At 61.5% G+C, this 14546-nt stretch carries 12 protein-coding genes; 4 read left to right on the top strand and 8 right to left on the bottom strand.

Features of this window, described 5'->3' with window-relative positions; all coding sequences use genetic code 11:
- Positions 1-86: 86 nt before the first annotated feature.
- The gene (locus KYT97_RS23540) at positions 87-3362 is read right to left on the bottom strand and encodes a protein kinase domain-containing protein (RefSeq protein ID WP_219110759.1); all 3276 of its coding nucleotides are present in this window, start codon (positions 3360-3362) and stop codon (positions 87-89) included.
- 429 nt (positions 3363-3791) lie between these two features.
- On the opposite strand from KYT97_RS23540, the gene KYT97_RS23535 reads away from it, so the two are divergent.
- Both KYT97_RS23535 and KYT97_RS23530 read left to right on the top strand, forming a co-directional pair.
- Complete coding sequence (locus KYT97_RS23535) at positions 3792-5207, top strand: WS/DGAT/MGAT family O-acyltransferase (RefSeq protein ID WP_219110758.1); 1416 nt, start codon at positions 3792-3794, stop codon at positions 5205-5207.
- 250 nt (positions 5208-5457) lie between these two features.
- Positions 5458-6438, top strand: a complete 981-nt coding sequence (locus KYT97_RS23530) for an endonuclease/exonuclease/phosphatase family protein (RefSeq protein ID WP_051730359.1) — start codon at positions 5458-5460, stop codon at positions 6436-6438.
- A gap of 3 nt (positions 6439-6441) precedes the next feature.
- Here the strand turns inward: KYT97_RS23530 and KYT97_RS23525 are convergent, their stop codons facing one another.
- The 6 genes from KYT97_RS23525 to KYT97_RS23500 form a co-directional block, all read right to left on the bottom strand.
- Entirely contained in the window at positions 6442-6759 is a 318-nt protein-coding gene (locus KYT97_RS23525; protein ID WP_033232387.1) for an SHOCT domain-containing protein, read from the bottom strand.
- Between the two features lie 36 nt (positions 6760-6795).
- A complete protein-coding gene (locus KYT97_RS23520; protein WP_045068561.1) occupies positions 6796-7221 on the bottom strand; it encodes a DUF6325 family protein in 426 nt (141 codons plus the stop codon).
- A gap of 53 nt (positions 7222-7274) precedes the next feature.
- Entirely contained in the window at positions 7275-8549 is a 1275-nt protein-coding gene (locus KYT97_RS23515; protein ID WP_219110757.1) for an MFS transporter, read from the bottom strand.
- Positions 8550-8596: 47 nt separating this feature from the next.
- Positions 8597-9592: an aldo/keto reductase gene (locus KYT97_RS23510; protein ID WP_172935849.1), complete on the bottom strand. Its 996-nt coding sequence runs from the start codon at positions 9590-9592 to the stop codon at positions 8597-8599.
- Positions 9593-9659: 67 nt separating this feature from the next.
- On the bottom strand, positions 9660-11081 hold the full coding sequence (locus KYT97_RS23505; RefSeq protein WP_172935850.1) for an alpha/beta hydrolase: 1422 nt from the start codon (positions 11079-11081) through the stop codon (positions 9660-9662).
- A gap of 5 nt (positions 11082-11086) precedes the next feature.
- Positions 11087-11359, bottom strand: a complete 273-nt coding sequence (locus tag KYT97_RS23500) for a DUF2277 domain-containing protein (RefSeq protein WP_033232393.1) — start codon at positions 11357-11359, stop codon at positions 11087-11089.
- Between the two features lie 128 nt (positions 11360-11487).
- On the opposite strand from KYT97_RS23500, the gene KYT97_RS23495 reads away from it, so the two are divergent.
- Positions 11488-12366 carry a bile acid:sodium symporter family protein gene (locus tag KYT97_RS23495; protein ID WP_172935851.1) on the top strand — a complete coding sequence of 293 codons (879 nt, stop codon included), beginning with the start codon at positions 11488-11490 and terminating at the stop codon, positions 12364-12366.
- 16 nt (positions 12367-12382) lie between these two features.
- Here the strand turns inward: KYT97_RS23495 and KYT97_RS23490 are convergent, their stop codons facing one another.
- Entirely contained in the window at positions 12383-12982 is a 600-nt protein-coding gene (locus KYT97_RS23490) for a TetR/AcrR family transcriptional regulator (RefSeq protein ID WP_033232397.1), read from the bottom strand.
- Between the two features lie 95 nt (positions 12983-13077).
- Here KYT97_RS23490 and KYT97_RS23485 point away from each other — a divergent pair, with 95 nt between their 5' ends.
- The gene (locus KYT97_RS23485) at positions 13078-14475 is read left to right on the top strand and encodes a cytochrome P450 (protein ID WP_219110756.1); all 1398 of its coding nucleotides are present in this window, start codon (positions 13078-13080) and stop codon (positions 14473-14475) included.
- The last annotated feature ends 71 nt before the right edge of the window (positions 14476-14546 follow it).

Raw genomic sequence — 14546 nt, 5'->3', positions numbered from 1 at the left:
TCTTCTCGTTACTGGTCACAGGGATTTTACTTGACCTCGAATGCCCGGGATCGGCGCCCGCGAATCACTTGCTGTGCGCAGCACATTCAGGCCTGCCCGCCCGACTTCTCGACCACCCATGCTGCGATCTGCGCACGCGAGTTGAATCCGAGTTTGGTGAGAATATGCTCCACATGGCCCTGTGCGGTGCGGAGCGAGATCACCAATTTGGCAGCAATCTGTTTGTTCGTCAGCCCCTGAGCGACGAGTTCGGCGACCTCACGCTCACGTTTGGTCAGCACCACCGACGACCCGGTGGGCGTTGTATCCACAGGTTGCCGGCCGAGCGCAAATGCGACCGCCTCATTCATGCTCATGAGTCGACCCTGACGACGTGCCGTCCCGAATGCCTTCTCTCCCAATGCACGCTGCGTCGTCGCCGCACTTTCCTCGTGGTAAGGCTGCAGGGAGGGAAAGACGATCGTAATGCTGCCCACGGAGTGACCCAACTCCTCTGCTGCTCCCATCAGCACGGCGGCGCGTCGAGGATCCGGTTCCGCGGCGGCAATCCAGGCCAACACCTCCAGACATGCCGAGCAGGTGAGTGGATCGTTCACCTGCTCGGTGAGCTGCAACGCCTGCCCGAGCAACGCCACGGCACGATCTTGATCACCCTGCCGCCACACCGCGACAGCCATGGCCCACAGGGTGTACGACCGATAGACCGATTCCCCGTGAGATTCGCAGATCGCGAGCGCTTTTTCGTAACAGCCAACAGACCGCTTCGTTTCACCGAGCAGCTCGTACACCAACCCGAGTATCTGCAGCACGCCCACTTGCAGTGTGAGATCACCACGAGTGTCGAAAACCTCCAGTGCGCTCTCCAGCCCCGAGGATGCGCGGGGAAGATCATCGCGATAAAGCGCCAGCATCCCGTCCAACTGGTCGAGGAGTCCGTGAACAAGGGGGTCGGTGAGGTGCTCGGCAAGAGCGTGCCCCTCCTCCACCAACGCGGTTGCTGCCAAAAGATCGCCCTGCACCACTGCCAGGAGGCTGTCGGCGTGTATCGCCCAAATGCGTTCCACCGTGGGCTTTCCGGCGTCGCGAGCCAGGAAAGTATCGAGCCAATGCCGCGACTCGGTGTACAGACCGCGAGTCAGCGAGAAGTGATAAAGCGCGGTGGACATACTCAGTCCGGCGGCGACTCCGTCGTCGTTGTCGGAGAGGCAATACTCGAGCGCTTCCCGCATATTCGGAACTTCCCGGTCTAGCCGATCAATCAACTCGAGTTGCCGGGGACTGATCCATCCGGCTGCCGCGTCGAGCGCCAACTGCTGGTACCAGTCCCGGTGCCGACGACGCAGCACCTCGTACTCGCCGGCCTCGACAATCTTCTCCCGGCCGTAGTCACGGAGCGTCTCGAGCAATCGGAAGTGGACCACTGTGTCCGATTCCTCCCGGATCAGGATCGACTTGTCCACCAGCGACCCCAACGTGTCGAGCAGCCCCTCGGGTGTCAGGTCGCCACGACATATCTCCTCCGCCGCGTCGAGTTCGAAACTTCCCGCGAACACCGACAACCTGCCCCAGAGATGCTGCTCGCCGGGCGTACACAAGTCGTAGCTCCAGTCGATACTCCATCGCAAGGTCTGCTGACGCGTCGGCGCGCCCCGGCTGCCGCTGGTCAGGAGCGTGTAACGATCGTCCAGCCGCTGCAGGATCTGCTCGGGCGACATCGCGCGCAGTCTGGCAGCCGCCAGCTCGATCGCCAGCGGCAGCCCTTCCAGACGCTGGCAGATCCGGGCTACCGTCGCCTTGTTCTCCTCCGTGATTTCGAAGCCGCGCACCGCAGCGGCCGCACGTTCGGAGAACAACGTCAACGCGTCGTACCGGGGCAAGCCCCGTAGCGACGGCTCCCGATCCGGGTCGGGCACCGCCAGCGGGGACACTCGCAATACGGATTCCCCGCCGATACCCAGGGGCTCGCGCGAGGTCGTCAGAATCCGCAGCTGCGGGCACGCACGCAACAGCACTTCGGCCAATCCTGCCACCGCATCGATCACCTGCTCGCAGTTGTCGAGGACCAGTAGCAATGTCCGAGTGGCCAGGAACTCCACCAAAATCTCCGATAACGGTCGCGACGACTGGTCGCGCACGCCGAGTTCTGCGGCCACCGCTCCGACCACAAGCGACTCGTCGTGCAACTCGCCCAGCTCGACCAACCACACGCCATCGGCGAAATCCCGCTGAACATTGCTCGCGACCCGCAACGCGAGACGCGTCTTACCGACACCACCGATCCCCGTCAACGTCACCAGCCGGGACACCGACAGCAGATTCTTCACCTCCGCCAGCTCGGTGCGACGACCGACGAAGCTCGTCAGCTCCAGCGGCAGATTTCTATCGGCTTTCCGAGCCACCGGCGATGCGGGTGGATGCCATCGCGTCGACGGCGGCTGCGGATCCCGTGGGTCGGCCCCTGGGGCGGCGCGTAGCGCCATCTCATCGACCGGCAAACCGCGGCGGACCTGCAACTCCCTAAGATTCTCACCGAGCACCGACGTAGAAGGACGGTCCCCTGGATCCCGGGACATTGCCTTCTCTATGACGGCACATACGTCGTCGGGGAAACCGTGCTCACGCATGTCGGGAACTGGCTGCGCGGTGATCCGTAGGAACTGGGCAACAACCTGCTCGCCGCTGCGGCGCTCGAATGCCGCGTGCCCGGTGAGGGCGCTGAACAGAGTGGCCCCGAGCCCGTACACATCCGAGGCGGGACTTGGCGGTTCACCACCGAGAACCTCCGGGGCAGTGAACGCGGGCGAGCCCGTGACAGTGCCGGTCGCGGTCTTGAAACCGTCTGCAATGTGTGCGATTCCGAAGTCCGTCAGGGCCGGTTCACCGTAGTCGGTGAGCAGAATATTGGCAGGCTTGACGTCGCGATGCAGAATGCCGAGTCGGTGCGCGGTCTCGAGCGCCCCCGCCATCTTCACCCCGAGCCGCAGGACTTCCTCCAGGTCGAGCGGCCCGTTCTCGCGAATCTTGGTGTCGACGGACCCTTGACGGTGGTAGGGCATCACCAAGTAGGGACGACCGGTATCGGTGGTTCCAACCTGCAGGACACCCACGATATTCGGATGCCCGGTCAGTCGCCCCATCGCTCGCTGTTCCCGAAAGAAGCGCGCCCGATTCTCCTCGTCGAGGTCGGCGGTAAGGACCTTCACGGCCACCGTGCGGTCCAGCCCGGCCTGCGTGCAGCGGTACACCACACCGAAGCCGCCGCGCCCGATCTCACGGGCATCGTCGAATCCCGCCTCTCGCAGCTCATCCGAAATGAACGGAAGCACGTCACGACGCGTTTGGAGTGGATCGTTCTCGTCCATGTGCTACTTCGATTCCGCGGCATCGTCGATGATGCACCGTCGCGTTACCTCTCGATAATGTGCCCACACGGGCCTGGCCGTCAACGCAGCGCACTTTCGACACCCGGGCGCAGACGCCTCAAAAAAAGGAGTGCGGTCGGAACGGACGCAGGTACCGACCAACACTCGAAATGTGAGACATATCACTTCATTTTGATGATTAGTTTCAACCCACAATGCCCTACCTGCCACCTATGCAAACGTCCAGGTCAGTGCCCTGACATGTCGAATAGCGCCGACCGTGCCCGGGCTGTAGAACCGATAGCGAGATACTTCAATGTGACTTCGACCACGCCGAAAGTCCACGACCTATCGATAACACCCACTCGAATACCAGTTCTCGGGAAGACCTACGCGCACCAACCCCGACTTCATGAGTGAAGGACATGCATGCTGTTACCGATGGCACCCACCGATTCGCTATTTCTTCTCGGCGAGTCCCGCGAGAACCCGATGCACGTCGGTGGCCTGGCGATCTTCACCCCACCCGACGGAGCATCCGCAACCGACATGCGCGCGATGTTCGATATCGCCCTCACCGGCGGCAAAGTAGCCGAAGTGTTCCGTAAGCGGGCCCGGCGCTCCCTCACCTCGCTTGGCCAGTGGGGATGGGAAACCCTCGCCGACAACGAGATCGATATCGAGCACCATGTACGCCGCGACGCACTTCCCACCCCGGGCGGCATGACCGAACTCACCGCATTGATCTCGAGATTGCACGGCACTCTGCTCGACCGCAGCCGCCCACTATGGGAAATGCACTTGATCGAAGGGCTCACCGACGGCCGCTACGCCGTGTACACCAAGATCCACCACGCCCTCGCCGACGGAGCCAGCGCGATGAGGCTGCTCCGCGAGAGCATGAGTGAAGATCCCCACCGTCGAAACATGTCCGCCCCCTGGCAGGTTCCGCACTCACTGAGATCGGTGCCGACACCGATCGCGGCAAAGTCCAGCGCGCAAGGATCGTCCCTACCTGCAACCTTGTGGGGAGCATCTCGGGCCGCCGTCGGTGAGGTGGCCGGACTGATACCGACGACGGTCCGCACCATGGACCGCGCCGTACGCGGCAAAGGCAGCGCTGTCTCCGTGACCGCGCCCCACACGTTGTTCAACGTTCCGATCGGTGGAAGCCGCCACATCGCCGCCCGTTCCTTCCCTCTCGAACGGATCCGATTGCTGGCCAAGCACTCCGACGCCACCATCAACGACATCATTCTGGCAATGTCCGCCGGCACCCTCCGCCACTACTTGCACGAGCGAGACGCGCTACCGTCCGCCCCCTTGGTTGCTATGGTCCCCGTGTCATTGCGCGCCACCGACAACGCCGACGATCGCACCGCTGGCGGTAATCGCGTGGGACTGCTCATGTGCAACTTGGCTACTCACCTCGACAACCCCACCGACCGACTCGACGTGATACGCAATTGCATGAATGAAGGAAAAGACTCACTCCGCGCGATGAGTCCCGCCCAGGTACTCGCCATGAGCGCCCTCGGAATCGCTCCCCTCGGAATGGAAATGCTTGTCGGGCAGCGGGGACCGCAGCGGCCGCCGTTCAACATCATCATCTCCAATATTGCCGGTCCGCGTACACCGTTGTACTGGAACGGATTCCGTCTCGACACTCTCCACCCCCTGTCGATCCCGACAACCGGACAAGCTCTCAACATCACCTGCACCAGCAGCGACGATCAGATTTCATTCGGGCTGACCAGCTGCCGAAGAACCGTTCCGGACCTCAACCCCCTGCTCGATCACCTAGGCACCGAACTCGAACTCCTCGAAACCGGCGCCGGCCTGTAATCCACCACTCCTGCAACGATCGCCACATCCGCAACCAGGACAGGGACATTCACCATGGGCTTCCAGATTCCGCAATCCTCGACATCCCCGATTACCGCCACGAACTCTGCCCCACGCGGTGGAGCAATCAGTACCGCAGAGATCAAAGCTCGGATGGAGGTCATGTTCGCCGACCGTGACCGGGACCGCAGGGCAAGAAATACCATCTGACACGGACTCTGAATCTTGGTGTTCTGCTTCTATAGAGAACATGCACACCGATACGACAACAACCCGACGACGAACTCTACGTCGCCTCGCGATGATTATCGGGGTGGCGGGAATCGTCGTCGGGCTTGTTGCCTTGATCGCAACGCGTCTGGCCGTAGAGCGCAATGTGGTGATTGTTCTGGCGTCCTTCGCCCCGGTGGCGATGCTTGCACCCTTGATCGGTGGGGTGGCGGCAGGCTTCGGCCGACGCTGGATCTTGTGCGCAGGATCGGCGGTAGTCCTTGGCCTGTTCGCGTGGACGGTGGGTCCGCTGTACGTGGGTGGACCGACCGGCGCCGCGAACGGACCGTCCATTCGAATCATGCAGGCGAACCTGATGGTCGGTTCAGCGGACCCGGAATCTCTGGTTGCCACCGTCCGCGACCGCAATGTGGATGTGTTGACGGTGCAGGAGTTGACGTCAGGTGCGGCCGAAGCACTGAAAACCGCTGGGCTCGAGGATGTTCTGCCCCACCAGTTCTTGGTTCCCTATGGCGGCGGCGGAGGCGGAGCGGGAATTTACAGTCGCTTCCCTCTGTCCGCCACACGAAGTTTGGACGGCTTCTCCCCCGAAACCCTAGCGGCCGAGTTGAATGTCGGCCTGGCGCAGCCGGTCACACTGTTTGCCGTCCACACCGCACCGCCGTACATCTCCCCCGCCTCGATCTGGGCAGCGGAACAGCGCACGCTCGGCAGCTACCTGGCCGACGTCGACGGTCGCGATAACGTCATAGCGAGCGGAGATTTCAATGCAACTTACTCACACAAGGAGTTTCGTGATCTCCTCACGAACGGGTACACCAGCGCAGCCGATCAGGTAGGTGCGGGGCTGATCCCGACCTACCCGACCGACAAGCCATACCCCGCAATAGTCGGCATCGACCACATCCTCACCAGAGGCCCGGTGGCGACGTCACTCGACCGTATCGACGTCAAAGGATCCGACCATCACGGTCTGATTGCCGACATCACGCTGGCGTGAAAGCTAACTGAGCAACCGAGCTTTTGCCGCCGCAAATTCTTCGTCGGACAAGACTCCCGATTGATGCAAGCGACCTAGTTCCTGAAGCTTCGAGACAAGGTCGTCACCGGCCGGCGGCGCTGCCGGGGCAGCCTGTTGCTGCGGCGGCGGCGCCTGTTGCTGCTCGTACTGGTCATACTGCGCCTGCTGCTCGCTCGCCTTCCGCTGGCTACGCCGATCCATGGCATTGGATGTCGCCTTTGCCGTTCCGGCCACCACTGCTGTGCGCGCGACGGTGCCGAGCAATCCCGGCCGTCCTCTGCGTCCACCTCGAAAAACCATGCTGATCTCCTCTGCTTGAGACGATGCCTGAGCTACCTAGAGCGCCGCAGCGACTGCGGCCACTACGACGTCGTGTGGGATCTGAACATGGAGAACTACCTCGCCACCGCCTGCGCGGGCCTTGGTGGTGAAGTCTCGCGCCCACGTCTGCTCGTAGACGATGACTGCCGCTGAGGTACCTGGTTCCAGGGACTCACGAACCACGTCGAGATCCTCGTCGCTGATCAGAGCCTTTGCCTCGATCGACAGGATCGCCAGGCCGATGTCGGTGAGGTCTTCATCGACGTCGACCTGCCTGATGCTGCCATCGAGATCTTTGGCGATGTACACGAGATCGAGCAGGGTCACGAACCCACGCTCGACGATATTCTGCAATGCGGCGACGGTATCCGGGTCCACTCTCGAACCTGGGAACCCCAGCACCACCAATTCAACCGGGCCGATGTCCAATGGATCGTTCATCCATCAAGGGTGGTACGAGCGCACATGCACTCGCTTCACCCGTCGCGGATGAATTACTGCCGACGACCTCGGAGAACCTCGCGCATCGGACGGAACCGAACTCGGTCTGCCTCGAGTTGGCGTCGGGCTTTGCCCCGGGTGACAAGCACACCGATGATGCCGAGAATCCAGACCGGGTACTGAACCAACCAGGCCACCCGGAAGCCGTCGAAGGTATAGCCGCCCATGTGGCCGAGAATCACACCCATCACCTGGATCACGATCAACGACGCCAGGAATCCACCGATATTGACCATTCCCTGAGCGGTGCCCATCGACGAACTGGGATTGGACGTGCGGGCGTAGTCGAAGCCGATCACCGAACCCGGACCGCCGATTGAGATCACGATGATCAATATCGTCAGCAACCACAGCGGTGACGGTTCGCTGCGGGCCAGCACGATCGTCCACATCACCGCACTGCTCACCATGATGGAAAGAACGAGCCAGGATCGGCGCATCGGATACCGGCCGGTGAGGATGCCGAGGATGGGGCCCGCAACGATGGCGGAGATCACCGACAGGGTCAGTAGCGAACCGACTGTTGCGGCGTCGAGGCCTTGCGCCGACGACAGGTACGGAACTCCCCACAACAACGCAAATGTCGTGATCGAGAATTGTGTACCCATGTGACTGAAGAACCCGAGGCGTGTGCCCGGACGCATCCAGACCGTCTTGATCTGGCGGCCGATCTCCTTTGCCCCGGCGGGAACCGCAACAATCTCGGTTCCCGGCGGAGAATCACGAATCAGGCTGAGCGCCAATGCAAAAGCGAGTAGCCCCAGGCCGGCCGCGCTGCCGTAAGCCAGCGTCCAACCGGTCCCGGTCAGCAGCAACATGAACGGCAGGGCCGAAAGTACTTGTCCCAGTTGACCGAGAATTCCCGTGAACTGTGACACCAGTGGTACCTGCCGCGGTGGGAACCACTGCGGAACCAGTCGAAGCACGGAGATGAAGGTGAGAGCGTCGCCGGCCCCGACCGCGATGCGTGCGCCAATCGCGACGGGCAGCGATTCCGTGAACGCCAACGTCAGCTGCGCACACGTCAGGATGAACGCGCCGACGCCGATCATGATGCGAGAGCCGTATCGATCGAGCAGCACTCCCGCCGGGATCTGCATACCCGCGTACACCACGATCTGCAGCACTACGAAACTGGACAGCACACTGGGAGTAATCGAGAAACGTTCTGCTGCAGCCAGACCCGAGACACCAAATGAAGTGCGGTGAAGGACGGCGATTACATACGCGAATACACCGATACCCCAGACCAACCACACTTTTTTCATCGCGCAGTTATCTTACTAGTAGTTCGCCAGGCTTACGGCTTTTTTGACTACTCGCGGCCTTGCGAGATCCAGTTAAGATCTGCCGAACGCTCCCCTTCGGTGATGGCCGCAAGCGCGTCGAGTCGGGCGATCTGATCCTCGGTCAGCACGATGTCCAGTGCGCCGGCGTTCTCGCTCACGCGCGCCGCAAAACGGGTGCCGGGAATGGACACCGACGGCAGACCGTAATGCCGTCCCTTGGCGTCGAGCCACGCCAGTGACACCTGCGCCGGAGTGGCTCCCGATTCGACGCCCACGTCGCGCACGACGTCGAGCACCTTCTGGTTGGTGGCAAGCGCGGAGTCCGTGAAACGCGGGAAGCGTCGACGCAGATCGTTCTCGCCCCACTCGCTGGGATCGAACGACCCTGCGAGGAACCCTCGTCCTACGGGAGAGAACGGAACAAATCCCACGCCGAGCTCAGCGGCGGCCGGCACCACCTTGTTCTCCACGTCGCGACTCGAGATGTTCCATTCGGACTGAATCGCGGAGATGGGATGGACCGCATAGGCGCGGCGCAATTCGTCTCCCGTTGCTTCCGAAAGCCCGATGTGGCGGATCTTGCCGGCCTTCACCTGCTCTGCCATCGCGCCCACGGTGTCCTCGATCGGAACGCTCGGATCAACACGATGGAGGTAGTAGAGATCGACGTGGTCGACGCCGAGTCGACCGAGCGATTCCTCGAGTGCCTGTGCCACGTAGGCCGGATCGCCGTTGATCCCCCGCTGACCTGCCGACATGCCGCCCACTAACCCGAACTTGGTGGCTAACTGAACCTCGTCGCGCCGACCTTCGAGCAATTTACCCACGGCCCGCTCGCTCGCACCGTCGCCGTAGATGTTTGCAGTGTCGATGAAGGTGATCCCGATATCCACCGCATGATGAAGCGTCGCGAGTGCTTCTGCCGGATCCACCGGGCCGTACACGGGGGCTACCGACATAGCGCCGTAGCCTTGCGCGCTAACGGTCAGACCTTCGGCCAGGGTGACGGTGGAAACAGGCATGAACACTCCTCGAGATCGAATGAAGGAACAACCCTCACAGTGTGTACCGAAACTACCGGCGGCGCATTCAGGCCAGGACAGCAAGCTCCGGCAACCCCGCCACCACAACGGCGAGGTTGTAGCCTGTCATCCGCAATTCACCGTTGTCTCCGGTTCTTGCGTACTCCGCATGCCCGAAGGCGCGTTCATGTTTCACGCCGTCGGGGGTGATTCCCTCCGCTGTGGACAATCGCTGGAACTCCGTACGCGTCGGATCACCACCGAAGCGCCCGAAGCCGGCGATACTGTCCCCTTCGGCCTTCATGACGTAGACGTGTCGATCCGCGATCCCGAGATCCGCCTCCACCTTTGCTCGCACACCCGGAGATCCGTAGAACACCACATCGTCGACCGATGCACTTGCACCCCGTTGCAGCGCAAGCGAAGTCGCGAGGGATCCGTAGGAATGACCGAGTGCGGTGATGTGCACATCCGGCTTCGCAGCGCCCGCTCGCAGGCCGTGAAAGAAACTCCCCAGTGCATCGGCCGCGATACCCGCTTTCGCGGAACGGCTCACGTCGAAACTTGCCCGACCGAGGTCGAATTTTCCGGGGCCGATGACTTGAGGGGCGTCGTATCCGATCCAGGCGATCGTGGCAACGCTTTCGTCACGTCCGGCACTGTGGAGCTGACGCTGTGCCTCGTCGCGCAATCGTGTTGCCTCCCCGACCATTCCGCGCAGTGAGTCTTTGACATTGGTGTTGAGCCCCGGAACGGTCACGGCAATGTGATCAGCCGTATCCGGATCGCCGATCGCTATCGCGGCAAACCCGCGCTCGCCGGAACGCATATCCATCAGGACCAGCTTGCGATCGGGTTGTTCGTGCAGGAGCTCGTCCAGCGCATTCAGATCCTCGAGTTTCCGCTGCGCATACCAGAGGCCCGCACCGGTATTGCTCAAACGTCCACCGAAGTATTCGCGGTGCAGTTCCTGAGAGATACGCACCGAATCATCTTGTAGCCGTGCCCGTTCGGCCTGCACACGTCGCAGATTCACCGGACTGCGCACACCTGTCGGGATACCGTCGAGATTCGCAATCAGATCCGGCGCGCGCTGCACTATTTCTCGTCGGCGCGCCGGACTGAAAGCGCGCCACTCTTCGTTGACACGAAAAGCCTTGTCCCGCAGATCCGTACCCACCTGCGACCGCACGGACAGTGCGTGGTGCAGATCCGCGGATACCAGCAGAGCTTCCCCGATCAACTCACGCGCGGCAGCCGAGAGCAGCTCTGCGTGAACGTGAAGGGGATGCCCTTCGGCAATGGGAGCGACTGCCGATACCGAACCGTCTTCACGGATCTGTAATTCGTCGGAGGCAGCCTCCCTGCGCAACAAGTCCAGCCGTCGTCGCATGTCTCGAACACGGTGCGCAACCAGGACACCCTCGAGTCCTCCGGCAAGTTGTTCGAGTGGTTCGACGTCCCACACGTCGATGTCAGTGAGATCCACTCGGGTCAGGACGAACGAGCAGCGATTCGAGCCTGAACCTCGGGTCGACGCAACGGCGGGACGGTTTGGGGTGGCTGCTTGCGCGGCGGCAGTGCACTCAGCAAACGCGTCGTGGTTTCGGTGACCTCGCGAACTGCCTGTTCAAAGGCATCACGGTTGGCATCGGAGACCTTGGCAATCCCACTCACCTTACGTATGTATTGGCGAGAGGCTGCCTCGATCTCCTCCGCTGTGGCAGCTGGTTCGAGTCCTCGGAGTTCGGTGATGTTTCGGCACATAGTTCGACGATAACCGCGCTCAGCCACCTCGTCACGGACCGATACACGAATGCATCCAAATGGCCACGCAAACCCAAGCATCACGGTAGTTTCAGTAAAATTCTCCCCAAGTGACTGGAAGTGGCCACATGGACTCAGCTCTCACATCGGTCGGTCTTCCGATTGCACTCGCGATCATCATGTTCGGCCTCGGACTCTCACTGACCCTCGAGGACTTTGCCCGTGTCGCAAAAGCACCCAAAGCAGTCTCGATCGCCCTCGTCTGCCAGTTGATACTGCTGCCGGCCGCCGCGTTCGGGCTTGTCACCGCCTTCGATCTCGATCCCCTGCTCGCTGTCGGCATGATGCTCCTGGCAGCATCGCCGGGCGGCACCACAGCCAACTTGTTCAGCCACCTCTTTCGCGGCGATGTTGCGCTCAATGTGACACTCACAGCAGTAAATTCAGTGATCGCCGTGGTTACCCTGCCGGTGATCACCAACTTCGCCCTCGGCTATTTCGAACCTACCGACGCCGACGACACCCTCGGCCTCCAGTTCACGAAGGTTGTGCAGGTTTTTGCCGTCGTCCTGATTCCGGTGGCAATCGGGATGTGGGTTCGCCTGCGCAGTAGCGCTTTTGCCCAGCGAATGGACAAGCCGGTGCGCATCGGGTCGGCCATCGTGCTGGCGCTGGTCATAGTCGGCACTGTCATATCGGAGCGCGAGAATATTGCGGACTACCTCGTCGACATCGGAGTTGTCGCAGCACTGTTCTGCCTGCTGAGTCTGTCGATCGGATACATCGTTCCCAAGCTTTTCGGTATCGAGGACCGCCAAGCCATTGCCAGTTCGATGGAAATCGGGATCCACAACAGCACCTTGGCCATCACCATTGCCGTCAGCTTGATGGACAACGTGCGTCTGGCAGTACCGGCCGCGGTCTACGGCGTCGTCATGTTCCCGTTGGCCGCGGCATTCGGTGCGGTCATCACGCGAAAATCTCGAAATATGGCCGAGATCGACTGAGATCAGCCTGTTTTCGCTAATTCTCTTGCGTGCTGCTCAGATCCGTTCCGAGCGCCCCGGCAAGAGTGCGAAGACAGATCACACGCAATTCTTCCTGCGGAATCGACGGTTGATCGAGCCAGTTCAGGCACACCGCACGAACGAAGGCAATCCAGCCGCGCACCGCGACAGCGGCAATCTGCCTGCGCTCGTCGTCGAATCCCAGCGCGTCGAGGATCCGAATCTGTTGCTGTTCCAACTCGCGCTCGACTATTGCCCGGATACCCGCTTCAGCCGACAACGTCCCGACATTGATTGCGCGCACTCCCTTACTGTGCGACTTCACGTACGCAAAGTAGGCATCCAGCCCAGCCGCGATTTGCTCCTGGATGGGCAGCGTCGAATCCGGCGCCGTCACGTCGAGGAGGTGCTGGGACTCTCGCTCGACTATCGCCGCGAAGAAGTCGCGCTTGGTCGGAAAGTAGTGGTACATCAGCCCACGCGAGACGCCCGCGATTTCGGCGACCTCTTCGATCCAGACATCCTCGTACGACCGGTCGGCAAATAGTTGCGCACCGATGTCGAGGAGTTGCGTGCGTCGCTGCTCGCGATCGAGACGCTTACGTGGGGTGACCATGGCGAACTCAGATTACTACTTGACACCGATTCAGTAAGGCGTACTTTGCGTACTAGACACCAATTCAGTAAGCGAACTCTTCTCGGGGGACAACGATGAGCGTCGACGCAACGCCGAACACGGGCGCGCCTGCTATTCCGCATCCGGCCTGGCGCCTCCCCCTCCTCGGCGACATTCTGGGTGTCAACGTCCGTACACCACTGCAGAACTCAGTGAGCATCGGCCGCGAACTCGGCCCGATCTTCGAACGCAATGTAGTCGGAAATCGCTTTGTCTTCGTATCCGGCGCAGACATGGTTGCCGACCTTTCCGATGAGTCCAGGTTTGCAAAACACCTGGCACCAGGCGTCAAAGCCCTACGAGGGATCGGCGGCGACGGACTCTTCACGGCCTACAACAGCGAACCCAACTGGGCCAAGGCCCACAATCTTCTGGCTCCGGCGTTCAGCCAGACGGCCATGCGCTCGTACCACCGCACGATGCTCGACGTGGCCGGCGAACTGGTTGCGTACTGGGACCGTCATGGCACCGACTCCCCCATCGACGTCTCGGCTGACATGACCAAATTGACGCTCGAGACAATCGGCCGCACGGGGTTCAGCTACTCCTTCGATTCGTTCGAGCGCGAAGAACAGCATCCGTTTGTGAAGGCGATGATCGGCACCCTGTCCCATTCACAGCGGACTACGTTCCTCAAATCCACAGCCCTCGGCCGACGCCTCGCACGGCGAGCAGACCAACGCGACGACGTGCGCAAGGCATACATGGCCGAAGTTGTGGACGAGGTGATTCGCGCTCGGCGAGAGAACCCTGGCGGCGCACACGAAGATCTTCTGGAACTGATGCTGCGTGCTGCCCGGGAGAATGATCCCAACCGGATCGACGAGCTGAACATCCGGCACCAGGTCGTCACCTTCCTGGTCGCTGGGCATGAAACAACCTCCGGCGCTTTGTCGTTCGCGCTCTACTACCTGTCGCAGAATCCGGAGGTCTTGGCCAAAGCGCAGGCAGAAGTTGATGCCGTGTGGGGCACGGAAGAACCGGTATTCGAGAAGATCGCAAAATTGCGGTACGTCCGACGCGTCCTCGACGAATCATTGCGGCTGTGGCCGACGGCCCCGGCCTATGCCCGCGCCGCTCGGCAGGACACCACGTTGATCGACAAATACCCGATGAAGAAGGGCGACTGGATGCTTGTCCTCATCCCGTCGCTGCACCGAGATCCCGTGTGGGGCAACAATCCGGAAGCCTTCGATCCGGACAGATTCTTGCCGGCAAACATCAAGGCGCGCCCCGCCCACACGTACAAGCCCTTCGGAACCGGCGAACGCGCGTGCATCGGAAGGCAATTCGCCATCCATGAGGCAGTTCTCGTTCTGGGAACGATCCTGCAGAAGTACACCGTCGAACCGGATCCCGAGTACCGGTTGAAAGTTGTCGAGCGTCTGACCCTGATGCCGGAGGGATTCACGCTGTCGGTTCGCCGACGCTGATCCATCGTGCCCGAATCGTCCAAAGAGCTGATTCCAGGTCTACTATCAGCGAGGGCCTGCCGGTCCGAGGC

The sequence above is a fragment of the Rhodococcus globerulus genome, from assembly GCF_019334125.1.
Lineage (GTDB): Bacteria > Actinomycetota > Actinomycetes > Mycobacteriales > Mycobacteriaceae > Rhodococcus_F > Rhodococcus_F globerula.
This window is presented reverse-complemented; position numbering and strand designations above follow the sequence as displayed.